The organism is Proteus mirabilis HI4320, from assembly GCF_000069965.1.
Classification (GTDB): domain Bacteria; phylum Pseudomonadota; class Gammaproteobacteria; order Enterobacterales; family Enterobacteriaceae; genus Proteus; species Proteus mirabilis.
In genome coordinates, this window is sequence record NC_010554.1 from 1588750 (window position 1) to 1613440 (window position 24691).

A 24691-nucleotide genomic window follows, 5' to 3' on the forward strand; every position below is an offset into this window, starting at 1 on the left:
TACGTTAGTTTGTCACTTCAATTAACGCTCTTCCTGCTTTCGGCTCTGTTAATTCACCGATCGAGGTCAAATCAATATTAAAGCGTTTAGCAACTTCTTTTACTTGCTCAACGGCTTCTGGCTGTACTGCCAGTAATAAGCCACCTGAAGTTTGCGGATCACATAATAATTTACGTTGCATTTCGCTGATATTACCAATCAAATGGCCATAACTTTCAAAATTACGTCCAGTACCGCCCGGTACACATCCTTGCTCTATATACGCTTCTACTTCAGGTAATCGTGGTACTTGTGAAAAGTGAATAGTGGCTTGTAATCCAGAGCCTTCACAAATCTCGCTAAGGTGACCTAATAGACCAAAACCTGTCACATCGGTCATTGCCGTGACCCCTTCAATATCAGAAAAATCAGTACCCGCTTTATTCATACGGCACATAATTTCAGTAGCTAGGCCCTGATGCTCAGGTTTTAATAAGCCTTTTTTCTCTGCGGTAGTTAATACCCCAATACCTAAAGGTTTAGTTAAAAAAAGTTGGCATCCTGCTTTAGCTGCACTGTTTTTCTTAATTTTACTCACCGGTACAACGCCCGTTACCGCTAAACCAAAAATAGGTTCAGGAGCATCAATCGAATGCCCACCAGCAAGGGAAATCCCCGCTTCTTGACAGGCGGCTCGCCCACCTTCGATAACTTCACGAGCAATTTCAGGCGCAAGTTTATCAATTGGCCAACCTAAAATTGCTATTGCCATAATAGGTTTACCCCCCATAGCGAAAATATCACTAATCGCATTAGTCGCCGCAATACGCCCAAAGTCATAGGGGTTATCAACAATTGGCATAAAAAAATCAGTGGTACTGATAATTCCAGTGCCATTACCTAAATCATAAACAGCGGCATCATCTTTCGTTTCATTACCAACCAATAAATGGGGATCGTGAAACTTAGCCTGTTCACTATGTAAAATCGTTTCCAAAACTTTTGGTGAAATTTTGCAGCCACATCCGGCACCATGACTGTATTGTGTTAAACGAATTGCTTCAGACATAACATGTCATCCTTTTAAAAATAAGTCACAAAATCAGTTAAATCAGCAGGAGAAACCGTTGTAGGTGCTTTCAATGCGGGAGTACCAAGATATAAGAAACCAACAATATGGTCGTGTTCACCACAACCTAATCCCGCTCTTACCACTGGATCATGAGTCCAAGAGCCTGAACGCCAAATACCACTATAACCTTGTGCCACTGCAGCCATTTGCATCGCCTGAACACAACAGCCTGCCGCAACAATTTGCTCCCATTCAGGAACTTTAGGATGCGCTTTAACTTTGGCAATCACGGTAATAATTAAAGGTGCACGAAAAGGTGCGTTTTTTGCTTTTTCTTCTACCTCAGCACCTAGTTGACTCACCACCGCCGCTTTATGTAATAATTGACTAAAACGCTCAATACCATCCTCTTTCATCACGACAAAGTGCCAAGGTTTAAGGGCGCCATGATCGGGGGCTCTCATACCTGCTTGTAAAATAGCTTCAAGCTGTTGGTTATTTGGGGCTGGAGTAGTCAGTCGAGACGCTGAACGTCGATTTAAAAGCAGTGTTAATGCATCCATTTTTGTATTCTCCTGTCAGTATTATTGTAGCAAAATCCCTTAAGAGCAGGGATAGACAGTTGTTATCAATTCGCAGTATAATAAAATGTTATATTACCACCACCGAGAAATTTAAGCGGATATTTTTAGCTAAAATAGGATTGTACTTAAGCCAATATTGAGCGTTTGTTCAAAATATGAATGTTTTAGCTTTTAGGTGTAATACACTGCCCAAGCGCAATAAAATACGTGACAGACTTTCGCTAGTCGCTATATTAGAATGGTGTTTAAATATTTGCAGTCTAAGTAGTCAATCGAGTTTTGTTATTAAAGGATCGAAGTGAGATGTAGGGAATATTAGCGTTTTTTATTCTAAAAATAGCCGTGACCTTTGCTGTCTATTGTTCACCTGCAAGGCATACTCTCATGTAAATAAGGTATGTTGTGGCTATACAGCTAATTTCTTGAGTCGCTCAATATTGAAATAAATACTTTAATAATAGAAACTTAAACCTTTACCATCAATTCTAGCATAACTGTTTAGGATTAATTTTTAGCTTTACATGATGTGGAGATAATATGAGTAAAATTATGGAGTTAATCGGCACTATTTTTCGATTTAGTTGGCAGGCGATTAACTTTATCAGGAAACTAATCTTAAACGTTATTTTCTTCTTTCTACTTTTTATGGGTGTAGGACTCTATTTCATCGTCCAAGAAACGCAAAAACCTACCGATTACCAAGGTGCATTACTGGTTGATTTAAAAGGCGTTATTGTTGACCAAACAGCTAACCAAAATCCTTTAGGGCAAATGAGCCGAGAGCTTTTGGGTGTTTCGGGTAGCCAGTTACAAGAAAATTCGTTATTCGAAGTCGTTGATACCTTACGCAAAGCAGCGACTGACCCCAAAATTAAAGGAATGGTACTAAAACTTGACGAATTTGCTGGGGCAGACCAACCTTCACTCAATTATGTTGGTAAAGCGCTGACTGAATTTAAAAAAACAGGCAAACCTATCTATGCGATTAGTGGTTATTATAGCCAACCGCAATATTACTTAGCCTCTTATGCAGATAAAATTTATTTAGCATCACAAGGTGCTGTGGGTATTTATGGTTTAGGTTTTAGTAATCTCTATTACAAATCGCTATTAGAAAAACTTAAAGTTAATACCCATATATTCCGTGTAGGAACCTATAAATCAGCTGTTGAACCGCTGATGCGCGATAATATGTCTGATGAAGCTCGAGCCGCATCGAATCGATTAGTTTCCGTACTCTGGTCTAATTATTTAACGCAAGTTGCAGAAAATCGTAGTATTACCAAGGAAGATGTTTTCCCTGGTGCAAAAGAGATGATTGTCGAGTTGCGTAAAGCCGATGGCGATAATGCTACTTATGCACTTAATCGCAAACTGGTCGATACTGTTAGCTCTTATGCCCAATTTGAAGCGGATATGAAAGAGACCTTTCAATGGGATCATGAAGCTAAGCAGTTTAATAATATCAGTATTTATGATTATGCCGATAACCTCACCGCATTCGCCCCAGAAAACGAAGACGGCAATATTGCGGTTGTGGTCGTTCAAGGCGCAATTATTGATGGTGAAAGCATTCCTGGCTCTGCAGGTGGTTCAACCATTGCTAATCAAATCCGTCAAGCGCGTTTAAATCCTAATATTAGAGCATTAGTATTACGAGTTAATAGCCCCGGTGGTAGTGTATCTGCATCTGAGCAGATCCGCAGTGAAATAGCCGCCTTTAAACAAGAGAAAAAACATGTCGTGGTTTCAATGGGCGGAATGGCTGCATCAGGGGGATATTGGATCTCTACACCTGCGAGTAAAATTATCGCTAGCCCTTCAACATTAACAGGCTCTATTGGTATATTTGGTGTCATCAATACCTTTGAAAATAGCTTAGAATCAATAGGTGTGCATAGTGATGGCGTGAGTACATCGCCTCTTGCAGGACTTTCGGTAACCAATAAATTACCAGAAGATTTTTCAGAGCTATTCCAACTTAATATTGAAAGTGGCTATAAAACATTCCTGAAATTAGTAGCTGAATCACGTAATAAAACACCGGCACAAGTTGATCGTATTGCGCAAGGTCGTGTTTGGGTTGGTGTTGATGCTAAACAAGTAGGATTAGTTGATGAATTTGGTGATTTCGATGATGCTATTAATGCAGCAGCAACCATGGCAAAAATCAAACAACCAGTCATTGATTGGATGAAACCGGAATTAAGCTTATCAGAGCAAATATTAATGAGCTTATCGGCCAATGCAAAAGCCATTATTCCTGATCCATTACAAGCCTATTTACCTGCACCGGTATTTAAAGAAGTTAAAACACAAACTGAGTTTTATCGTAATATGAACGATCCGCAAAACCGCTATGCGTATTGTTTATCTTGTGGTGATATTCAATAAATAAGTGTGCTCCCGCTCAATATGAGCGGGATTATCTTAGCCTTTGATTATTTTTTAGTTATTTTGCTAAATGGTGTAAATAATGATTTAAAACATCAATTGCTGTATTTCAATTGTGCTTTTTGTCTCCCCTTTCTTTTTTTATTCTGCAAACCCCCTATAATCAACTCTTTCTTATCGCTTAATTCATAAGAGTGTTAGGTCTGATGCAAAAAAAATCCATTTACGTTGTGTATACTGGTGGAACTATCGGTATGCAACATTCTGATCACGGCTATATACCTGTATCAGGACATTTACAACGCCAATTAGCTAAGATGCCCGAATTCCATCGTGAAGAGATGCCCAATTTCACAATCAAAGAGCACCTTCCTTTAATTGATTCATCAAATATTACCCCTGAAGATTGGCAATCTATCGCTGATGATATTAGCGAGAATTATTGCCACTATGATGGTTTTGTCATCTTGCATGGTACCGATACCATGGCATTTACCGCTTCTGCACTTTCCTTTATGTTTGAGGGGCTGGCAAAACCGGTTATCGTCACCGGCTCTCAAATTCCATTAGAAGCTTTACGCTCAGATGGACAAACTAACCTATTAAATGCTCTCTATATTGCTGCACATCATCCGATTAATGAAGTTGCACTGTTTTTCAACAATACTCTGTATCGTGGTAATCGTGCGATAAAAGCACATGCAGATGGCTTCAATGCTTTTGCTTCTCCTAATAGTGCACCTTTATTAGAAGCAGGCATTAATATTAAAACGTTTAAAATAAACCCATTACCTAAGCCAAAAGGTGAGTTTATTGCTCATCATATTACCCCTCAACCAATTGGTGTGGTAACAATATATCCGGGACTTTCTGATGAGGTGGTGAAAAATATCTTAATGCAACCCGTTAAGGCACTTATTTTGCGATCTTATGGTGTGGGTAATGCTCCTTCTCATCCTGCCTTGTTATCAACGCTACGCGAAGCAACTGAGCGCGGTATTGTCGTTGTTAACCTAACACAATGTATTTCTGGTCGTGTCAATATGGGAGGCTATGCAACAGGACAAGCACTTGCCGATGTTGGGGTGATCAGTGGTTATGATATGACTTTTGAAGCAGCGTTAACTAAACTCCACTATCTACTTAGTCAGCAATATAGCTATACTGAGATCTGCCGTTTAATGCAACAAAACCTCCGTGGTGAAATGACATTAAACGATGACGACTAGGTCTAATCAAAGGTAACTCCTGTGAAAAATTCAGCGTTATTATTAGTTGATCTACAAAATGATTTCTGTACCGGTGGCGCATTGGCTGTTAAGGAAAGTGATACCGTCATAGATACGGCAAATCGACTTATTGATTATTTTCAACGCCATCAGCGTCCTATTATTGCGAGTAAAGATTGGCATCCCGCAGATCATCTCAGCTTTGCAAAAAATTCAGGTACTGTTGTTGGCGAAATTGGCCAATTAAATGGCCGCCCACAAGTTTGGTGGCCAGTGCATTGTGTACAAAATAGCCATGGCGCTGATTTTCATCCATTATTAACAGATGATTTAATTAGTCATATTATTTATAAAGGCCAAAATCGACTTATCGATAGTTATAGTGCTTTTTTTGATAATGACCATGAATATCAAACAGGATTGCATACTCTTTTACAAAGCATGCAGATCGAGCATCTCACCATTCTAGGGATAGCAACTGATTATTGCGTTAAATTTACCGTGTTAGATGCATTACAATTGGGTTATCAAGTATCAGTGGTTATGGATGGTTGTCGAGGTGTCAATATTCAACCAGATGATAGCCAACTCGCATTTAATCAAATGCAACAACATGGGGCAGTTTTAGTTGATTCAGTAACAATGCTTAAAAGTGACAAATAATATAAACAACATGATTAGCAATTATCATTCTCTACTTGTATGAATAGTAGAACTAAAAAGTGGTGATTTATCCAAATAATAAACTAATAAATCACCACCGTTACGCTAACTTTCATTATTTAAATTTAAAAACGTCTTAATCATCATCCATTGGTGTTAATGTGGCTAAACGTTCAGCTTGAAATTGCGCTTTTAGCTCTTGTTTGCTTTTCATCGTAATTTGTCCGTTTGTGCCAACCGTCATATGTTCCGGATTATGGTTATTCTGCGCTTGCCATAAGAGAACAATTTGCATGCAATGCTCTTTTTGCTCTGCCGTGAGTGCAACGCCGTCTGGCCATTTACCTAGCTCAACTGCGGTAGAAAGACGTTGATAAATCTCAGGTGTGACCATTGAAATTAAATCATTAACTTCCATTGATTGCTCCATATATCAAATTACCACGCAAAAGCTGAATCGTTTTTTTATTTGTTAATTTATTGTTAATAGCGACTATTTAGCCCTTTTGCACTTCACCTGTTTCTGTATTGCTAAATGCCAAAGAGGCAGAATTAACACAATAACGTTGTCCTGTCGGTGCTGGGCCATCATTAAATACATGCCCTAAATGAGCACCACATTGATGACAGCGGATCTCTGTTCTTTTCATATTATGCGAAAAATCATCAAGATAAAGAATTGCATCATCACTTACAGGTTGATAAAAACTTGGCCAGCCACATCCTGCATCAAATTTAGTTTCCGAATAAAACAAAGGCGCAGAACAACATAAGCAATGATAAATACCTGTTTCTCTATTATGTAATAATTTACCACTAAACGGCGGTTCAGTACCCCGCTGTTGCGTCACATAATGCTGCATTTCATTGAGGTTTGATAAATCAATGTGATTGTTATCACTTGAAATATGCACTTTTTTTTCATTATTGCTCATAAACACCTCACACTGACAAAAATGTTTTTTAAAACAACAGCAAATAATAACAAAGATTTAACAACAAATCTGGAAAATATAGTCTAAAATCAATGAGAGTAATCTTTAGTTTTTGAAATGTGATACATTTCACATAACGGAGCAAAGGTAACTTCATTTATCGGCAATGATCCCGATAATACACAGCGTAATATTTATCTAAAACGACCAATCCTTAAGCAAAAAGTGTTTTTTTAATTGATTTTTTGCAATTATTGACACGATTCCGCTTGACGACTGGCGCGGTTTTGGTAACTTTAGAAGCAACTTTTTAATTCACTAATAAAGCTGGTGGAATACATATGACTATCAAAGTAGGTATTAATGGTTTTGGTCGTATCGGCCGCATCGTTTTCCGTGCTGCACAAGAACGTTCAGATATCGAAATCGTAGGTATTAACGATCTGTTAGACGCAGAATACATGGCATACATGCTGAAATACGATTCAACTCATGGTCGTTTCAACGGTACTGTTGAAGTAAAAGATGGCCACCTCGTTGTTAATGGTAAAACCATCCGCGTAACATCAGAAAGAGATCCAGCAAACCTGAAATGGAACGAAATTGGTGTTGATGTTGTTGCTGAAGCAACTGGTCTGTTCTTAACTGACGAAACTGCACGTAAACACATCCAAGCTGGTGCGAAAAAAGTTGTTCTGACTGGTCCTTCAAAAGACAGCACACCTATGTTCGTTATGGGTGTAAACCACAAATCATATGCAGGTCAAGATATCGTTTCTAACGCATCTTGTACAACTAACTGCTTAGCGCCTTTAGCAAAAGTTATCAACGACAAATTCGGTATCGTTGAAGGTCTGATGACAACTGTTCACGCAACAACTGCAACTCAACGTACTGTTGATGGTCCTTCAATGAAAGACTGGCGTGGTGGTCGTGGTGCTTCTCAAAACATCATCCCTTCATCAACTGGTGCTGCTAAAGCAGTAGGTAAAGTTATTCCTGAACTGAATGGCAAACTGACTGGTATGTCTTTCCGTGTTCCTACTCCTAACGTTTCTGTTGTTGACTTAACTGCACGTCTGGAAAAACCAGCAACTTATGCTCAAATCTGTGAAGCAATCAAAGAAGCTGCCGAAGGCGAACTGAAAGGCGTTCTGGGTTACACTGAAGATGCAGTTGTTTCAACTGACTTCAACGGTGAAGTATTAACTTCAGTATTCGATGCTAAAGCAGGTATCGCGCTGAATGACAACTTTGTTAAATTAGTTTCTTGGTACGATAACGAAGTTGGTTATTCAAACAAAGTTCTAGATCTGATTTCTCATATCTCTAAATAATTAGAGTTTAGAAAGCCAAGATTGATTTTAGAGCCACCCTTTCGGTGGCTCTTTTATTTTTTTACTCGGCAGTTTATTGTATTCAAATAGTCCGCGACATAAGGTTATAAAATAATGAATGAGAAAATTTTTTCTTTGCCGGTTATTGAACAAATATCACCTTACTTAAGTCGACGCCAATTAGGTGAACTCCCTATTCTGGTGATCTCTCACCCCAAAGTACGTGCGGCTATTAGTCTTCAAGGTGCCCATCTTATCGCATGGCAACCCGCACAAACGCATCCCGTTTTGTGGCTCAGTGAAGATGCCTTATTTACTCCCGGTGTTGCTATTCGTGGTGGTATCCCTATTTGTTGGCCTTGGTTTGCCTCAGCGGGAACACCAAGCCATGGATTTGCACGTATCTTACCTTGGGAATTTAGTGCTCATTCTGAACAAGAAGACGGAGTGCTTATCACCATGACACTCAAAGAAAGTGCACAAACTCAAAAGTATTGGCCTCATGAATTTACTGTTATTGCTCGATTTAAATTAGGTGATACCTGTGAAATTGAATTAGAGTCATACGGTGACTATGAAGCCACTGCGGCGCTACACTCCTATTTTAATGTCAGTGATATCGATAAAGTTTCCATTACAGGCCTTGGTAGTCACTATATTGACACAGTGGCGGATAAAGAAGTTTATACCAACGAAACAGCCCTACGCTTTAACGGCCGTACTGACAGACTTTATACTGAACCTGAAGATTTTAATCTTATTCATGATGATGGTTGGGATCGTACTATTGAGGTTCACCATTATCATCACAGTGATGTCGTTTGTTGGAATCCAGGTGCAGAACTCGCCAGTTCAATGAAAGATATGAGCTCAGGTGGTTACCGTAAAATGGCATGTGTTGAAACAGCTCGTATTCATCGTCCACTTAAGCCGGATAATGTTCATCCTGGACGTTTATCTGCTGTGATACGCGTACGCAAAAATATTGCTGAAAAATAGTTTGCCACTCTACTTTGTCGAACGAAAAAAGCTTCGAACAAATTCGAAGCTTTTAGTTATCGAAAGCAACTTAACTTACCGTTTTACCGTTAGAAAGTATAAGTGACACCTGTCCATAAAATAGCCGTTACCGATTTATTTACCATCGGGCTATCTTTAACTTCGCTGGGTAAGCGATCCACTCGTCCCATCGCGAAGAAATCCCAGTTTTCAGCAAACTTATAGTTAGCTGAGATTTCAACATAAGGTCTCCAGCTATCATTTGGTCGATATTCTGCTAAACCACTACGCTGAGATTCTCCCTGACTAATCCCATATGCGTAACGATTCTGCTTTTTATTTTCCCAAACAGCACCAATTCCCGGTTGAAGTGACCAATTGCCTAGTTCAAAAGGATAAAGGTAAGCAGCATCAGCAATAATGCCATTACTTTTACCTAAAAGATCACCTGAAATAATCCCTCGTAAACTTCCCCATGACTCATGATGTTTATAGGTGAATCCACCCATGACGGTATCACGGCGACGATTAAGTTTTTTCATCTGCTCATCATCAGAGTCACTTGGTTTAAATGCTTGTGGGTAATAGTGAACATCGACAGACAGCTGATCTTTCGGTGAATTCCATAAATAATATCCTGCGGCTAATGTCGCAAAATAGAAATTTTCAGATTGATAATTAACCAAAGGTACAGGTAATAAATAGTCTTTAGATTTAGCACCCTTATAAGGTGTTACTTGTGATAATACAGAACCCCCTATTGACCATTCTCCCGCAAAGGCTGTCGGTGTACTCAATCCAGCGATTATGGCTAAAGAAATAACAATTTTCTTTTTACTCACGATGATTTTCCATATTGTCTTTGATAAAACAGTGACCAAAAAACGACTGTTGTTATGGTGCACTAAAAGTTAGCTAATAGATTACAATCATTTTATTTTTTACATAAAATGACTGGCAATAAGTGCTTGTCCTAATGCAATTCCACCATCACCAGATGGCAATATCATAGGGGTTAATACCTTTTTATTGTTTAATTTTTGCTTAAACAGATCCTTAAGTAAGATATTATTGAATACCCCTCCTGTTAAAACAATAGTATCAATCTGATGTTCTTGCGCAGCTTGCAGAGCAATATCACCCAAACTTTCGGCTAATAAATAGTGAAATAACCAAGCCTTCTCACTGGTATTCAATGTGATGCTTTCCCATTGTGACCAGAAAATGGACAAATCAACATGCTTATCTTTTACAGGCATTAAATGTCCATATTGCTTGATGATATCAGCATACCGATCTACGTGACACTGTAACGCAGCACTTTGTAAGTAGCATGCCGCTTCGCCTTCCCAGCTTATTTGTTTAGGTGATAATCCCAAAGAGCAAGCAACTGCGTCAAATAATCGTCCACAAGATGATGCTAGCGGTGAATTTAAACCACGAGCCACTGCCTTACTCAAAATCTGTAACTCAGTGAGCGGAATTGCTTGGGTGATAACACTACCTTGCCAATCTTTTGTAAAAGTAGCTAAATGTGCGAACCAATTTCGCCAAGGCTGTATTGAAGCTAAATTTCCTCCCGGCATAGCAACCGCAGGTAGCCCGCCAATACGTTGAGATTTTTTATAATCCACCAGCAAACACTCGCCTCCCCATAAAGAGCCATCTTGTCCATACCCTAGACCATCAAGGGCTATACCAATTACTGCGCCTTGTTGCTGTGTATGTCCATGCTCTGCTAAGCAAGAGACAATATGTGCATGGTGATGGGGAACTTCTATAACAGGAATATGTTGCTGTTCAGCTAGCTGTTTACCTATTTGATGGCTGATATAATTAGGATGAGCATCAATGGCAATCGCTTTGGGCGTAAAACGATAGATCTGTTGAAACAGCGTGAGTGATTTCAGTAATTGTTGCCTCACACTTAAATCATCTAAATCACCTAAATGCGGCCCCATAATAGCTTGGTGCTCTTTTAAGAGACAAAACACATTTTTCAGATCCCCTCCTAAAGCCAAAATTGCAGGTTGTGCATCAAAAGTGGTTGGCAATGCGATAGCATCTGGTACATAACCCCGTGAACGGCGGATCATCACACACTGACCATCTTCAATACGCACTAATGAATCGTCCGCTCTTTGTATAATCTCCCTATTATGCATTAGAAATAATTCTGCAATATCACCAAGCTGAATTAACGCCTCTTCATTGGTTAATGCAGGAGTGTGTCCCGTCGCATTACCAGAGGTCATGACTAATGGAATTTGTGTTTCATGTGCGAGAAGATGTTGCAAAGGATTAGCTGGTAACATAACACCTACTTCTGTTAATCCAGGTGCAATCAGTTCACTTAATGAAATAGGGGCGATTTCTTTAGGAATAAGTACGATAGGTGCTGCGGTACTGGTTAATGTTTCTATCACTTTTGAGTAAAACTCGGCATTATCGCTCGGTTTTTGGATCTGCTCAGTCCCGGTTAACATCACCGCAAGTGGTTTGGCTGGACGATGTTTACGCGCTCTTAAACGCGCAACACTTTCACTATTGCGTGCGTCACAGACTAAATGAAAGCCACCAATGCCTTTTACAGCAACAATTTTCCCCGCTAATAGCGCCTGACAAGCTTGCGTTAATGCCCGCTCTTTTATTGCAAGTTGTTGCCCTTGATGATCTGCCAACCAAATATGAGGCCCACAGACAGGACAGGCATTAGGTTGTGCATGAAAACGCCTATCTGCGGGATCTTGATATTCATGTTGGCAAGTCGGACAAAATGGAAATGCAGACATAGAGGTAAAAGGCCTGTCGTAAGGCATTTTTTTTATAATAGTAAAACGGGGACCGCAATGGGTGCAGTTTATAAAAGGATAGTGATAACGACGATTTTGTGGATCAAACAACTCATCAATACAAGCCTGACAAGTCGCTGCATCAGGTACAACTTGTGTATCCATTTCTCCACCACCACTTTTTACAATAGTAAAGTCCGTGGGGAGTTGCTCCCATTGATAAGGTGTTTGTTCAATACGTTCAATGCGTGCAAGAGGAGGACATTGAGCTGTTAATGCATTAATAAAGTGTTGATTTTGCGGTGATAACGTTAAGTGGATCAATACTCCTAAGCTATCATTACTCACCTGCCCTAATAAACCAAAATGATGTGCTAATTGCCAAACAAAGGGGCGAAAGCCAACACCTTGAACCTTTCCTTTCACACGCAATGTAATGCCGTTACTCATAGGATCACCAAATCAAAATAAGTTTAAGCTTATTCTAGTTTAGTGATTATTAACAACTTTCATTTAGATCAGAAAAAGTAGAGTTTGCTACATTTATCGTCACTTCAACCGCCACTCGCGGTGCAATAGCGCACAGTAATTCATAACCAATAGTGCCACAAGCCAGTGCAACTTCATCAACCGGTAATTGATTTCCCCATAGCTCAACAGGGCTTCCATGTTCAACATCCGGCAAGTCGGTTACATCAATAGTAAGCATATCCATTGAAATACGCCCAACTAATTGTGTTTTATGTCCTTTAACGATAACGGGAGTACCATCTGGGGCATGCCTTGGATAACCATCAGCATAACCACAAGCGACAACAGCAATTCTCATATCACGTTGTGCGGTATATCGGCTACCATAACCAATTTGCTCACCTTTTTTTACTGACTGAATGGCTAATACTTCACTGTTAAAGGTCATCACAGGTTGCAAATCAAAATCAGCAATATCTTGCCACACCCCAGAGGGGGATACACCATATAAAATAATACCGGGACGAACCCATGAATGATGGGTTTGTGGTTCAAATAAAATAGCCGCAGAATTGGCTAAACAGCGCGGTAAATCATTTACCATTGAGCTATCAATAATCTGTTTTTGTGTCGCCATATTCAGCCCTGTATCAGCATTGGCAAAATGGGACATTTGTACAATAGAGCCAATGTTAGTTATGCCTTTTGCTCTTTGTATGGCTTGCTGATAGTCTTCTGGTCGGTAACCTAACCGATTCATGCCACTATTGAGTTTCAGATAAATATTGATAGGCCGCTCTAATTGCGCTTGCTCAATGGCTTCAAATTGCCAATCAGCATGCACAACCGTCGTTAATGAATAACGCTCTAATAAATACACATCATCTGGTTTGAAAAAACCTTCAAGCAAAAGAATGGGGCCTACCCATCCTTGCTCTCTTAGCATAATTGCTTTATCTAATTCAATTAAGGCAAAACCATCGGTATGACTTAATGCAGGCCAAACACAAGAAAGACCATGTCCATAAGCATCAGCTTTAACCACTGACCATACTTTACTTCCCTGCGCTTTCGATTTGATCACCGAAAGATTATGACTCAGCGCATCTAAATTTATGCTAATTTTGGCAGGTCTGGACATCGTCTCTCCTTAATTAATAAACAGCGTCAAGTTTTTGCCCTGGACGGAGCAATTTAGTATTAAATCCATCGATATAACGGAACACGGAGAGATCATCTGCAGCAATTGCCGTTTTATTACCTGATATTAAATCAGCTAACAGTTGTCCTGAGCCACATGCCATCGTCCATCCTAATGTACCATGCCCCGTATTTAGGGATAAATTACGATATGCGGTTGGCCCAACTATCGGTGTACCATCTGGCGTCATTGGCCTTAAGCCTGTCCAGAATGTCGCTTTACTGATATCACCACCACCCTCATAGAGATCTTGAACAACCATTTTGAGCGTTTCACAACGTGATTTTAAAATATTCAAATTAAAACCTACCACTTCCGCCATACCGCCCACACGAATGCGATTATCAAAGCGAGTCACCGCAATCTTATATGTTTCATCTAAAATAGTGGATGTTGGTGCTCTGCTTGCATCAATAATAGGCATGGTTAATGAATAGCCTTTTAAAGGATAAACCGGAATTGTGATTTTATTTTTCAAAAATTCAGTCGAGTACGATCCCATGGCGACAACATAGTGATCTGCGGTTAATAAACCATCATGGCATTGCACACCGGTGACTTTATCACCATCAAAAAGTAGGTGTTTTATTTCTTTATTAAATAAGAAGGTAACCCCGGCCTCTTCAGCCATTTTAGCCAGTTTCTTAGTAAAGATTTGGCAATCACCCGTTTCATCATTAGGAAGACGTAATCCTCCGGTAAGTTTATGACTCACATGCTCTAAAGCGGGTTCTGCTGATTTTAGTTGCTCGGCTGTTAGCAGTTCATAAGCCACACCTTCTTGCTTTAATACAGCAATATCATTAGCGGCATTATCAAATTGTTTTTGATCACGAAATAGCTGTAACGTTCCCCCTTGGCGTCCTTCGTATTCAATACCGGTATCTTGGCGTAATTGACGGATACAATCACGACTATACTCAGCAATACGCACCATACGACTCTTATTCATCGCATAATGAGAAGCATCACAATTACGTAGCATTTGCCACATCCAGCGTAATTGGAACAGTGAGCCATCAGGTCGGATCGCTAAAGGTGCATGTTTTTGAAACATCCATTTTACTGCTTTTAATGGAATACCCGGGGCACCCCAAGGTGTTGCATAACCCGGAGATATTTGCCCTGCATTACCTGCACTCGTCTCTTCTGCCGCACTACTTTGCCTATCGACAACAATGACTTCATGCCCTTGTTGTACTAAGTACCACGCACTTGTTACACCAATAACGCCGCCACCTAAGATGATCACTTTCATGGCTAGACTCCAAATAATTTACATTGATATAACATAAGAATAATATTCCATACACAAAAAGCCAGCACAGAATAATCATCTAGCACCACAAAAAAGCAAATTTTAGAGTCAAATCACATTTAATTAGTAATAACAGTGTTAGTTTTGCAGAGTAATTATTAATTCTATTTAAAAATCAAGTTGATAGAGTATTTAGCGCTTTTTATAAAAATAATACATAAATATATTATTCAAATATAAATTAAATAAGCCAATAAAAACCCATCATGCAATTTTTATGAAAAACCAAAAAAATTATCATTATCAGAATATAATATTAAGATGAGATATGTTTCAAATTTTTTTTACTAAAAATAGCCAAATTAAAGTATCACCTAAAAATGGCTGGTTAAACTAGGCTTGCTGTTTTTAGCCCGCTATTCTTTCACTTCTCCAATAATAGTCATCATATTTCTATTACTACCATTTTCTGGATAATAAAAAATCAGCACTGGATCAATAAGATCCAATGCTGATGTTAAGACGGGATAAACGCGATGAATTAACGTTTTACTTCTTCTAAGTCACTAGGTAGTGGCGATTGAAGCTCATGCCAAATAATGCCACTCTCTTTTCCGTATTGGCGAACGCAATCCATAACATGCTCAGTATCTTTTTGTTCACATAGCAACGCCAATTTTTTATAAAATGATAGCGCCAACTCTTTCGCCTGAACATTAGAGAAATAATAACGCCCTACACGGGTATATAATCCCTTAAGTCCGTTTAAGATCAATCCATAAATAGGATTACCGCTGGCAAATGCCAAACCACGGAAAATGTTATAGTCCAACTCACTAAACTCATCAGCACTATTTTCAGTCGTTAGTTGATGAGTCAGTACTTCTAGGGATTTTTCTGGATTATTTTTAAATGCCGTGCGAATAAAAATTGCTGAGATATTCGTTCTTACGGCTAATAAATTATCGATTAATTGTGGCACGCGATCATGATCAAGACGCGCGACAGTTTCAAGAATATTAAGACCTGACGTTTCCCAAAAGTTATTCACTTTAGTTGGTTTTCCATGCTGGATAGTTAACCAACCATCACGAGCTAAACGTTGCAAAACCTCTCTCAATGTCGTTCTTGTCACACCAATTAATTCGGAAAGCTCACGTTCTGCGGGCAGAATAGAACCTGGTGGAAAACGGTTGTTCCAAATACTTTCAACAATGTACTCTTCCGCAAAACCTGCGGGGCTTTGAGCCTTAATAACCATATTTTTATTTCTTCCGAAGCGTTTTTTCTGCTAATAATAGAAAAGATAATATCAGAATGCTTAATTTTGATATAGCTCAACCATCGCTAAATAGTGAATGGCATCATAAAACATGACACTGTTTTATCAATTTATTATTTACGAATACGCTTAATTTCACAGCGATTAGAGCGTATTATGACTAGATTGCGCATTTTAGGCGCCTAAAATCTCTATTCGGAGGATAAAAAACATAATGGATATGAGTATAAGACAAGCATTACTGAAAAATTTCATGGGGAACTCCCCTGATTGGTATAAGCTTGCTATTATTACTTTTTTAATCATCAACCCACTGATTTTTTTCTTTGTTGACCCTTTCATTGCTGGCTGGCTACTCGTTGTTGAGTTTATCTTCACTTTAGCCATGGCATTAAAATGTTATCCGCTACAACCAGGGGGATTACTTGCTATTGAGGCCGTCATTATTGGTATGACAACGCCGAAACAAATAGGTCATGAAATAGCCAACAACCTTGAAGTCATTTTATTACTGGTCTTTATGGTTGCGGGTATTTATTTTATGAAGCAATTACTTCTATTTGCTTTTACAAAATTACTCCTCTCTATTCGATCTAAACGCTTATTATCATTAGCATTCTGTTTTGCTAGTGCCTTTTTATCTGCTTTTTTAGACGCTTTAACCGTGATTGCCGTGGTGATCAGTGTTTCTTTAGGCTTCTATTCCATCTACCATAACTTTGCCTCTAACCAGGCTGATGCAGAGTTAAGCAATGATGGCTTTATTGATAGCACAGAGAAAAAACAGACCTTAGAACAATTCCGTGCTTTCTTACGTAGCTTAATGATGCATGCCGGTGTTGGTACAGCATTAGGTGGTGTGATGACGATGGTTGGTGAGCCACAAAACTTGATCATTGCAAAACACTTAGAATGGGATTTTGTCACCTTCTTTATCAGGATGTCACCCGTTACTATTCCCGTTTTCTTTGCTGGACTTGCAGTATGTTATTTGGTTGAGCGCTTTAAGCTGTTTGGTTATGGTGCCGAGCTACCTGAATTAGTGCGTAAAGTTCTCACTGACTACGATAAAAAGAACAGTGAAAAACGAACTCAACAAGAAAAAGCCCAGTTATTAATCCAAGCATTAATTGGTATTTGGTTAATTGTTGCACTGGCCTTACACCTTGCTGAGGTTGGTATTATTGGTCTTTCTGTTATTATCTTAGCCACCACTTTCTGTGGTATCACTGAAGAGCACGCTTTAGGTAAAGCTTTTGAAGAAGCACTGCCTTTCACCGCATTACTTACGGTATTCTTCTCCGTTGTTGCCGTGATTATTGATCAACAGCTATTTGGTCCTATTATTCAATTTGTTCTACAGGCATCAGAATCTTCACAACTGTCACTCTTTTATCTCTTTAATGGCCTACTTTCTGCCATTTCAGATAATGTATTTGTGGGTACGGTCTATATCAGTGAAGCATTAAGCGCATTGCAAGAAGGATTAATTAGCCAATCTCAATATGAACATATTGGTGTCGCAATTAATACTGGGACTAACTTACCGTCAGTGGCAACGCCAAACGGACAAGCGGCTTTCTTATTCTTATTAACTTCAGCATTATCCCCGCTGATCCGCTTATCTTATGGACGTATGGTGATGATGGCTCTTCCTTATACCATTGTTATGACACTGTTAGGATTACTAGCTGTAGAATTCTGGCTCGTGCCAATGACACATTGGTTATATGAAATTGGCTTAATCGCTATTCCATAAAAAACCATCATGAAATGAGTATTTTTTAGGGCTTTTAATGTTTAAAAGCCCTATTTTTTCATAAAAACACCTATTAATGTAAATATTTGTGAAATAAGAGATTTTACCTTTTTTTTAGTCTAGTTTTTAGGCAGAATAACAACTTATTTCAATATTATCATGGACATTGTTATGTTGAGTGCTCTTCGTCACTGGTCACAAAGTCGTTTTTCATGGTTACTGCTGGCATTAACGGCAATTGGTCTTGAAGGTGCGGCATTGTATTTTCAGTACGGAATGGAATTAATGCCTTGTGTGATGTGTGTTTATCAGCGCATTGCTGTATTAGGGATCTTAGTTGCCGCATTAATTGGTTTTTCTTCGCCAAAACTGACACTAATGCGCATGGCGGGTAGTTTTTTATGGCTTTATGCCTCATACCGCGGTATTGAGCTAGCTTGGGAACATACGCAACTTATTCTTAATCCATCACCTTTTGCAACTTGTGATTTCTTTGTTACCTTGCCTTCTTGGTTTGCATTGCAAGATTGGTTCCCTGCCGTATTCCAAGCATCGGGGGATTGTTCTGTTAGCCAATGGCGGTTCTTGTCATTAGAAATGCCACAATGGATGTTAATTATCTTTTCTGCTTATTTTATTGTTGGTTTATTAGTATTAATCAGCCAAGTCACCTCTTCTTTTTCCAAAAAAGACTAACATACGCTACTGTTAGCTATAGAAAGATAGAGCGCAGATAAATTATTATCATCACAAAAATAGGCGCTTAATCAGACATTAAGCGCCTATTTTTCTAATTATCATTTATTTATGCATATCCCCAAGCGTATTAACCTGGAATACAGGCACCATCAATCAACGCTTGTTCACTACAACGTTTACCATTAGCAAATTGACAAACGGGTGTTTGACCGCCGTGTAATTCATAAGTTAACGCAGGCACTCCACCAGAAAATATACAGGTCTCTTTTGCTGGTTCCTCTAAAGGAATAGAAGGTGTGGTCGCTATCGTTTTATTGCTATTAATCACTTGAGCGGTGGTATTTTGCGCTTGTTTAGATTGACTACAGCCAGTAAGCAACGCAAAGCTGGTCAACATCAACAAAAAACACGTTGCTTTCATTTTTCTTTGCATTATAAAAACACCTAAATTATCTCTGTTATCTCTGATTAGTGTGAGGTGCTATTGGAAAGTAAGTTAATCACTAAGACGCCGGCAATAATTAATGTCATACCGACGATGGCGGGTAAATCGAGTTTTTGTTGATAGACAAAAACAGCCGCAACAGAAACTAAAACAATACCTAATCCGCTCCAAATTGCATATGCAATACCCAGTGGCATGACTTTCACAACTTGAGATAGCGCCCAAAAAGAAAAACAATACCCCACCACGACGACAATAGATGGATATAATCGACTAAAGCCATCGGATGCTTTTAACACCGTTGTTGCAATAACTTCAGATATAATGGCTAATATTAGGTAAGTTAATCCATTCATTTCTTCGCCCTACTAAGATCCAAATTCAATTTTGTGAATTCTATCACAAGATATTTCTGTGATATCTATTTTAGAACAACAAAAAAGGCATCTATTCAGCGCAATAGATGCCTTAAAATGCTATTTATAGATTTTGTTTAATGGAGCCGGTTTTTTTCGCGAGGTTTGCCTCCCATCGCAACACGATAACGGGTAAAAATAAAGCCACACCACGCTAGTGCAATAATACTTAAGGCTGTTCCTGCATAGCCGATATTTGGCATTCCCGCGTGCAATATTACTTGATTACCTAACAAAGCCCCTGCCCCAATACCGATATTAAAGATACCTGAGTAGATCGACATGGCGATATCTGTTGCATCAGGTGCTAAGTCAATCACTTTAACCTGCAATCCTAACGCAATACACATAAAGCCTATCCCCCAAAAGATGATTAAGGCAATAAATGTGAGTGTATGTTGGCTACTTATCATCAGCGTACTTAAGCATACGGTTAAGAGAATAAGTGCAAAGAATAAGAATGAGGTTGGCATTTTGGTACTATAGCGACTAAATAACACACTCCCCAAAATTCCTGCACCGCCAAAAATCAGTAATACAATAGTGGCAAAATTTTCATCTAATTTTGCAATATCAATAACAAAAGGCTCAATATAACTATAAGCAGTAAAATGAGCGGTTACTGCGATCACCGTTAGTAAGAAAATACCCACTAATGGTGCTCGTTTTAGCAATATTGGGACACTTTTTAACGAGCCGGAATGTTCACTGGGTAATAAAGGTAAATAGCGCATTAAAGCAAGCATGGTTATCAGCGCCAGTACACCTATACCCAAAAAGGTAGCTCGCCATCCTAACCATTGTCCAACCACCCTTCCCAGAGGTAAACCCAGCACGGTAGCTAGTGCAACACCGGTTGCTAATAAACTTAATGCTTGTGCTTTTTTACCATGGGGTGCCATTCTTATTGCTAATGAGGCAGTAATCGACCAAAAAACAGCATGAGCAAAGGCGACTCCAACCCGACCTACAATTAGCGAATTAAAATCCCATGCCACGCCAGATAAGACATGGCTTAGAATAAATACAATAAACAAAATAATCAGTAGCTTACGTCGCTCTACTTTGCTGGTCATTATCATTAATGGCAAAGACATTAGGGCAACAACCCAAGCATAAATAGTGATCATCAACCCTGTTTGAGCCGGCACCATGGCAAAACTTTCAGAAATATTACTTAACAATGCAACAGGTACAAACTCTGTCGTATTAAATACGAAAGCAGCAAATGATAGAATAATTACCCTGATCCACGCCGTCTTACGGCTTACTTCATTAATGCTATTGGGTGTGGTGATATTCATAATTGTTTAAATACTTTTCAGTGAATTTTATAAATAGATAAAAGATACTTATGTACTACTGCCAGTGAATTTCATAAAAAGAAGCGCAAATACCCATCGTTATATTTTATAACATCTAAATAGAATAGATAATAAAGCGTGTTTTATAAAGCGATAAGTAAAGATAAAAACAAACTAATGAATAGAAAAACATCTGACTAAAACGAATCAGCCTATTATGTTAGCATAGGCATAGCGCTAAATTAAATCCCTACATTGGCTTCTTTTTAACGTTAACATTTTATTTGGATCGCAAAAGGGAGATCGGCAAGGAAAAATAGCGTTACTGAATCACATTTTTATTAATAAAAAATGATAACCATTTCATGCTATTATAAATAGATCTTCACGGGCTTATTGTTGCAGTTAGTCTAATAATAGAGAGTCTATATTATAAAAACAAAGAGAATAACTATACAGTAGCTTAATACTTATGGATTAATTCTGTCTATAAATTGAATAGCTTGCTCACAGGCAAAGCTTTGGGCTGGAGATGAGCTATCATTAAGGCTATTTTTAATAGCAAAAATTTGCTCAATTGATGACCGAGGAAGTAACAAACTACCTTCCGCTAGTGCTTTTTCAACACTGTCTAATTTAGACACGAGTTGATTACAACTTTCACTGTTTTCTAATGATTGATAACGTGCCATGACATCATCACGCTTACCTTTGACAAAAGAAAACATATCGTTGATTTGTGTTGAGGAGTTTTCAATAACATTACGGCTATTATTCCAAGCAGCAACGGTATCTTCTTTAAATACAGAAACAACTAAGATTGCAACAAAAATAGCAATCATAATAGTCAATGATATAATTCCTCCTGCAATAATAATTATTTGTTTCATGAAAGCCCCCACATCACTAATCATCTTTGTATCTGTATATAATTAAAGCCATTCATATTCAATATTGATTACAATTCTTTTTATTTTTTACATTTTATTACGCAGACAGGTAGCCCTATTGGCATAAGAAATAATTTATTGTTATAATTTAAATATTGTTAAGTTATTATACTTAAATTCTGATTTTAATTATTATTTGGATATGCGTTAAAAATAAGATTTATCGCAAGTATATCTGGTTTTCATTATAGCCATTATAACGATTATTTATTCAAGCATATTGATAATACTTTATAAGATAAAACGTCATTAAAAGTAAAGTATTCTAAACTTTTAGTTGTAACCTTGACCTTCCCCTAAGGGGGATCTTTAGAATAAAGATAATTCATACAATATAAAGGGAACAATGATGAAAAAAGTTTTACCTATCGCCATCGTTTTAATGGGTTCACTCTCTTTTGGTGCAATAGCCAATAATTCACATATGAATATGAATATGGGTACTAATGTGGCACAGAGTAACTCTCCTATGAACCAAGAGCTCATGGATTCAATGAATAAAATGCATGAAAATATGGCAAAAGGAATGAATAGTGCTAATGCAGATGTTGCATTTGCGCAGGGAATGATTGCTCACCATTTGGGAGCAATTGATATGGCAAAAATCGAGCTAAAGTATGGTACTGATCCTGAAATGCGCAAATTAGCACAAGCTATTATTGATGCACAAGGCCCTGAAATTGAACAAATGCAAAAATGGTTAGAAAAAAATAATACCAATATGCAAAATAACTAATATTTGAAACGCAGACGTTCTATTAAGGAAAGTCTGCGTTTTCTTACATTGCCATGTCATTAACCTGTAACTATTAGCGAAATAACAGCATTATATCTTCTCTATTTAATGTTATTGCACTATTAAACATCAGTATACCTAAAAATATAAACAATATTCCTGCTAATAGACGTAGTAGCTCCGCCATATACCTAAAAGATAAATTAGTATTTTTTACCGAAAACCGATAAGCAACATTTCGCATATAATAAACTGTTAATGCAATTGCAGTAATGGTTAAAGCCGTTCCTATTGCCATTGCAATGACAGCTGCTATTCCCCAAAGATAGATATTTAATGCATATGAAAATAACAATACTAACAATGCGCCAGAGCAAGGGCGGCTACCAATAGCGAATAGTACCAACAATTGTGCCGACCAATTCCCTTGTAATTCATTGGAAGTCACCACATGTTTATGACCACAACATGATGTTTGTGAGATGGTTTGATTGCTTTTATGTTTATAGAGATATCTAGATCGCTTGATGATAGGTGTTGCCTGTTTAATATAAAAAGCACGCTTTTTATAGTCTGACAATAAACGACGAATAGACTGGATAAAAATAATAATGCCAGATAATGAAATTAATAAATAGCTACTATTTTCAATGTAATGACTCGCTATTTTTAAATGAGAGCTTGATAGGTTTAATATTATTAATATAACAGTGATGATAACTATGGCAACTGTACCTTGTAGCAATGAAGCAAGGACACTTAACCACGCACTTTGTTTTAATTTAGTCGGGTGAGTAGCAATATAAGTACTAATAATGACTTTTCCATGCCCAGGGCCAACAGCATGCAGTAACCCATACAAAAAACTAACACCTATTAATATAAAGCCTACTTGCCAATTATTTTCGCTAATATCTTGCATTAATTCTGCAAGATAGCTATTGATAACTTTTTGCCATTGAACATTAAAATAAGTTAGTTCAGACCAATAATAAGCAATCAATAACAAACAACTGGCTATCACTGTGAGTAAGCTAATTAGTAATCCCCTTTCCTTCGTTATATTTATTGGCATAATACTTGTACTCGTTGTGTAAAAGAGAGCCCTAAATTTAAATCACTATCAGTAGAGCCATTGATATCTAATGATTGTGCATATTCTTTTAAACTTTCATCAGCAAAAGGTTCAATCAGTTTGTGTTTACAATCAGCGATCATTTCTAAAGGCAATATGATCTGTGTATTGTCACGATAGGTCATGCTGACATAAAAAGTGGGATCATAAGTTAAAAGTTCAAAATGATGTTTAGCGAATGGCAATGGGGTGATAAATAGCACATCAAAGCTAAACTTCACCTGTAACTTCTCTTTTATAAGAGTGTAATGGCTTGGTATACGACGAAACTTTTGTTTTTTCCCATCCATATAAAACTCGGAAAAATAGTTCTGAGATAATATATTGCTCATTAATCTCGCCGCCTGTTTTTTCCAAATATCACTTTCTGGTTGCGCATTATATATATCGTACAGAATATCCATTGAGGTTATCGGATCCATAACCCAAGAAAAAGTTAATCCAATTAACTTATCATCTTGTGTATTAAAAGTTGTTTGCATATCAATAAAGCTATGAGGATGTGCTAAAACTTTTGGTGTAGTCATCAATAAAAAGAAAGACATCAATATCGGAACTGCTCGCCAAGAGAAATTTTTAAAATTAGCTATCCACATAAACAAAACCACCCATGATATTTTGTTATAATATAACATCACGGATTTGTAAAATGATAGTCATTTTATGAAATTATTCTAGGTGTGTTATAACTTGGTTTAGTGAAAGCGAGGTGTTTAGAAAGCAAAAAGCCACCCTATTGGGTGGCTTAGTATTTTTAACTTACTAAAGTAGTAGTAAAGTTTTATATGGTGCCCAGGGCGGGACTTGAACCCGCACAGCCTAGAGGCCGAGGGATTTTAAATCCCTTGTGTCTACCGATTTCACCACCTGGGCTAAATTGTATTTATTTATTTTTCTTGGTACTTATTTATTAGTTAAGTACATAATAAATAAACTTAAATCATTTTTTGTTTTAACTTTATGTAACTAATAACAATATTTATTACGCTAAAACTACTTTTCCTATACCAACCACCAGCGTTGTAGTTAGAAGAAAAAACGGACCTAAATT

Annotated in this window: 23 protein-coding genes and 1 tRNA gene; 8 read left to right on the forward strand and 16 right to left on the reverse strand. The window is 37.9% G+C overall.

Going from position 1 to position 24691, the window contains the following annotated elements; genetic code table 11:
* Nucleotides 1-4 precede the first annotated feature (4 nt).
* Entirely contained in the window at nucleotides 5-1048 is a 1044-nt protein-coding gene (gene selD / locus PMI_RS07255; RefSeq protein WP_004243259.1) for a selenide, water dikinase SelD, read from the reverse strand.
* A gap of 14 nt (nucleotides 1049-1062) precedes the next feature.
* Nucleotides 1063-1614, reverse strand: a complete 552-nt coding sequence (locus tag PMI_RS07260; protein ID WP_004243260.1) for an NAD(P)H nitroreductase — start codon at nucleotides 1612-1614, stop codon at nucleotides 1063-1065.
* A 558-nt stretch (nucleotides 1615-2172) separates the two neighbouring features.
* Here PMI_RS07260 and sppA point away from each other — a divergent pair.
* The 3 genes from sppA to pncA all read left to right on the forward strand — a co-directional run bounded on the left by sppA (nucleotide 2173) and on the right by pncA (nucleotide 5921).
* Complete coding sequence (gene sppA, locus PMI_RS07265) at nucleotides 2173-4029, forward strand: signal peptide peptidase SppA (protein WP_004243261.1); 1857 nt, start codon at nucleotides 2173-2175, stop codon at nucleotides 4027-4029.
* A 206-nt stretch (nucleotides 4030-4235) separates the two neighbouring features.
* Nucleotides 4236-5258 (forward strand): asparaginase, encoded by a 1023-nt coding sequence (gene ansA / locus PMI_RS07270; RefSeq protein ID WP_004243262.1) that lies wholly within the window; start codon nucleotides 4236-4238, stop codon nucleotides 5256-5258.
* 21 nt (nucleotides 5259-5279) lie between these two features.
* On the forward strand, nucleotides 5280-5921 hold the full coding sequence (gene pncA / locus PMI_RS07275; RefSeq protein WP_004248237.1) for a bifunctional nicotinamidase/pyrazinamidase: 642 nt from the start codon (nucleotides 5280-5282) through the stop codon (nucleotides 5919-5921).
* A 136-nt stretch (nucleotides 5922-6057) separates the two neighbouring features.
* Here the strand turns inward: pncA and PMI_RS07280 are convergent, their stop codons facing one another.
* Both PMI_RS07280 and msrB read right to left on the reverse strand, forming a co-directional pair.
* Nucleotides 6058-6339, reverse strand: coding sequence for a YeaC family protein (locus PMI_RS07280; protein WP_004248238.1), 282 nt, complete (start codon nucleotides 6337-6339; stop codon nucleotides 6058-6060).
* A gap of 79 nt (nucleotides 6340-6418) precedes the next feature.
* Nucleotides 6419-6856, reverse strand: a complete 438-nt coding sequence (gene msrB, locus PMI_RS07285; RefSeq protein WP_004243267.1) for a peptide-methionine (R)-S-oxide reductase MsrB — start codon at nucleotides 6854-6856, stop codon at nucleotides 6419-6421.
* Between the two features lie 341 nt (nucleotides 6857-7197).
* Here msrB and gapA point away from each other — a divergent pair, with 341 nt between their 5' ends.
* Both gapA and PMI_RS07295 read left to right on the forward strand, forming a co-directional pair.
* Nucleotides 7198-8193 (forward strand): glyceraldehyde-3-phosphate dehydrogenase, encoded by a 996-nt coding sequence (gene gapA, locus PMI_RS07290; protein ID WP_004243268.1) that lies wholly within the window; start codon nucleotides 7198-7200, stop codon nucleotides 8191-8193.
* 114 nt (nucleotides 8194-8307) lie between these two features.
* Nucleotides 8308-9192, forward strand: coding sequence for a D-hexose-6-phosphate mutarotase (locus tag PMI_RS07295; protein ID WP_012368016.1), 885 nt, complete (start codon nucleotides 8308-8310; stop codon nucleotides 9190-9192).
* 89 nt (nucleotides 9193-9281) lie between these two features.
* Here the strand turns inward: PMI_RS07295 and PMI_RS07300 are convergent, their stop codons facing one another.
* From PMI_RS07300 to fadR, 5 genes are all read right to left on the reverse strand, one after another.
* Nucleotides 9282-10034 (reverse strand): MipA/OmpV family protein, encoded by a 753-nt coding sequence (locus PMI_RS07300; RefSeq protein ID WP_004243270.1) that lies wholly within the window; start codon nucleotides 10032-10034, stop codon nucleotides 9282-9284.
* Nucleotides 10035-10133: 99 nt separating this feature from the next.
* Nucleotides 10134-12434: a carbamoyltransferase HypF gene (hypF, locus tag PMI_RS07305; protein ID WP_012368017.1), complete on the reverse strand. Its 2301-nt coding sequence runs from the start codon at nucleotides 12432-12434 to the stop codon at nucleotides 10134-10136.
* 49 nt (nucleotides 12435-12483) lie between these two features.
* On the reverse strand, nucleotides 12484-13596 hold the full coding sequence (alr, locus tag PMI_RS07310; protein WP_012368018.1) for an alanine racemase: 1113 nt from the start codon (nucleotides 13594-13596) through the stop codon (nucleotides 12484-12486).
* 13 nt (nucleotides 13597-13609) lie between these two features.
* A complete protein-coding gene (locus tag PMI_RS07315; protein WP_004243273.1) occupies nucleotides 13610-14914 on the reverse strand; it encodes a D-amino acid dehydrogenase in 1305 nt (434 codons plus the stop codon).
* A gap of 541 nt (nucleotides 14915-15455) precedes the next feature.
* Nucleotides 15456-16175 carry a fatty acid metabolism transcriptional regulator FadR gene (gene fadR / locus PMI_RS07320; protein ID WP_004243274.1) on the reverse strand — a complete coding sequence of 240 codons (720 nt, stop codon included), beginning with the start codon at nucleotides 16173-16175 and terminating at the stop codon, nucleotides 15456-15458.
* 235 nt (nucleotides 16176-16410) lie between these two features.
* Here fadR and nhaB point away from each other — a divergent pair, with 235 nt between their 5' ends.
* Entirely contained in the window at nucleotides 16411-17955 is a 1545-nt protein-coding gene (gene nhaB / locus PMI_RS07325) for a sodium/proton antiporter NhaB (RefSeq protein WP_004243275.1), read from the forward strand.
* A 171-nt stretch (nucleotides 17956-18126) separates the two neighbouring features.
* Complete coding sequence (gene dsbB, locus PMI_RS07330) at nucleotides 18127-18651, forward strand: disulfide bond formation protein DsbB (protein ID WP_004248244.1); 525 nt, start codon at nucleotides 18127-18129, stop codon at nucleotides 18649-18651.
* 130 nt (nucleotides 18652-18781) lie between these two features.
* Here dsbB and PMI_RS07335 read toward each other — a convergent pair whose 3' ends face one another.
* From PMI_RS07335 to PMI_RS07350, 4 genes are all read right to left on the reverse strand, one after another.
* A complete protein-coding gene (locus PMI_RS07335; protein ID WP_004250912.1) occupies nucleotides 18782-19087 on the reverse strand; it encodes a putative hemolysin in 306 nt (101 codons plus the stop codon).
* Between the two features lie 35 nt (nucleotides 19088-19122).
* Nucleotides 19123-19455, reverse strand: a complete 333-nt coding sequence (locus PMI_RS07340; RefSeq protein ID WP_004243278.1) for an SMR family transporter — start codon at nucleotides 19453-19455, stop codon at nucleotides 19123-19125.
* A gap of 137 nt (nucleotides 19456-19592) precedes the next feature.
* A complete protein-coding gene (locus PMI_RS07345) occupies nucleotides 19593-20819 on the reverse strand; it encodes a sugar transporter (RefSeq protein WP_012368019.1) in 1227 nt (408 codons plus the stop codon).
* A 470-nt stretch (nucleotides 20820-21289) separates the two neighbouring features.
* Nucleotides 21290-21709, reverse strand: a complete 420-nt coding sequence (locus PMI_RS07350) for a hypothetical protein (RefSeq protein WP_135050041.1) — start codon at nucleotides 21707-21709, stop codon at nucleotides 21290-21292.
* A gap of 406 nt (nucleotides 21710-22115) precedes the next feature.
* Here PMI_RS07350 and copM point away from each other — a divergent pair, with 406 nt between their 5' ends.
* On the forward strand, nucleotides 22116-22505 hold the full coding sequence (gene copM, locus PMI_RS07355; RefSeq protein WP_004243281.1) for a CopM family metallochaperone: 390 nt from the start codon (nucleotides 22116-22118) through the stop codon (nucleotides 22503-22505).
* A 73-nt stretch (nucleotides 22506-22578) separates the two neighbouring features.
* On the opposite strand, the gene PMI_RS07360 is transcribed toward copM, so the two are convergent.
* The 3 genes from PMI_RS07360 to PMI_RS07370 form a co-directional block, all read right to left on the reverse strand.
* A complete protein-coding gene (locus PMI_RS07360; RefSeq protein WP_004248251.1) occupies nucleotides 22579-23580 on the reverse strand; it encodes a nickel/cobalt transporter in 1002 nt (333 codons plus the stop codon).
* Nucleotides 23571-24236 (reverse strand): DUF1007 family protein, encoded by a 666-nt coding sequence (locus PMI_RS07365; protein ID WP_012368020.1) that lies wholly within the window; start codon nucleotides 24234-24236, stop codon nucleotides 23571-23573. Before PMI_RS07365 ends, PMI_RS07360 begins: the two co-directional genes overlap by 10 nt.
* 190 nt (nucleotides 24237-24426) lie before the next feature.
* Nucleotides 24427-24513, reverse strand: a tRNA-Leu gene (locus PMI_RS07370).
* Nucleotides 24514-24691 lie beyond the last annotated feature (178 nt).

Bases quoted from the DNA above. Each gene is read 5' to 3' on its own strand.
- selD (WP_004243259.1), bottom strand. From the start codon at position 1,048: ATGTCTGAAGCAATTCGTTTAACACAATACAGTCATGGTGCCGGATGT.
- PMI_RS07260 (WP_004243260.1), bottom strand. From the start codon at position 1,614: ATGGATGCATTAACACTGCTTTTAAATCGACGTTCAGCGTCTCGACTG.
- sppA (WP_004243261.1), top strand. From the start codon at position 2,173: ATGAGTAAAATTATGGAGTTAATCGGCACTATTTTTCGATTTAGTTGG.
- ansA (WP_004243262.1), top strand. From the start codon at position 4,236: ATGCAAAAAAAATCCATTTACGTTGTGTATACTGGTGGAACTATCGGT.
- PMI_RS07280 (WP_004248238.1), bottom strand. From the start codon at position 6,339: ATGGAAGTTAATGATTTAATTTCAATGGTCACACCTGAGATTTATCAA.
- msrB (WP_004243267.1), bottom strand. From the start codon at position 6,856: ATGAGCAATAATGAAAAAAAAGTGCATATTTCAAGTGATAACAATCAC.
- gapA (WP_004243268.1), top strand. From the start codon at position 7,198: ATGACTATCAAAGTAGGTATTAATGGTTTTGGTCGTATCGGCCGCATC.
- PMI_RS07295 (WP_012368016.1), top strand. From the start codon at position 8,308: ATGAATGAGAAAATTTTTTCTTTGCCGGTTATTGAACAAATATCACCT.
- hypF (WP_012368017.1), bottom strand. From the start codon at position 12,434: ATGAGTAACGGCATTACATTGCGTGTGAAAGGAAAGGTTCAAGGTGTT.
- alr (WP_012368018.1), bottom strand. From the start codon at position 13,596: ATGTCCAGACCTGCCAAAATTAGCATAAATTTAGATGCGCTGAGTCAT.
- PMI_RS07315 (WP_004243273.1), bottom strand. From the start codon at position 14,914: ATGAAAGTGATCATCTTAGGTGGCGGCGTTATTGGTGTAACAAGTGCG.
- fadR (WP_004243274.1), bottom strand. From the start codon at position 16,175: ATGGTTATTAAGGCTCAAAGCCCCGCAGGTTTTGCGGAAGAGTACATT.
- nhaB (WP_004243275.1), top strand. From the start codon at position 16,411: ATGGATATGAGTATAAGACAAGCATTACTGAAAAATTTCATGGGGAAC.
- dsbB (WP_004248244.1), top strand. From the start codon at position 18,127: ATGTTGAGTGCTCTTCGTCACTGGTCACAAAGTCGTTTTTCATGGTTA.
- PMI_RS07335 (WP_004250912.1), bottom strand. From the start codon at position 19,087: ATGCAAAGAAAAATGAAAGCAACGTGTTTTTTGTTGATGTTGACCAGC.
- PMI_RS07340 (WP_004243278.1), bottom strand. From the start codon at position 19,455: ATGAATGGATTAACTTACCTAATATTAGCCATTATATCTGAAGTTATT.
- PMI_RS07345 (WP_012368019.1), bottom strand. From the start codon at position 20,819: ATGAATATCACCACACCCAATAGCATTAATGAAGTAAGCCGTAAGACG.
- PMI_RS07350 (WP_135050041.1), bottom strand. From the start codon at position 21,709: ATGAAACAAATAATTATTATTGCAGGAGGAATTATATCATTGACTATT.
- copM (WP_004243281.1), top strand. From the start codon at position 22,116: ATGATGAAAAAAGTTTTACCTATCGCCATCGTTTTAATGGGTTCACTC.
- PMI_RS07360 (WP_004248251.1), bottom strand. From the start codon at position 23,580: ATGCCAATAAATATAACGAAGGAAAGGGGATTACTAATTAGCTTACTC.
- PMI_RS07365 (WP_012368020.1), bottom strand. From the start codon at position 24,236: ATGTGGATAGCTAATTTTAAAAATTTCTCTTGGCGAGCAGTTCCGATA.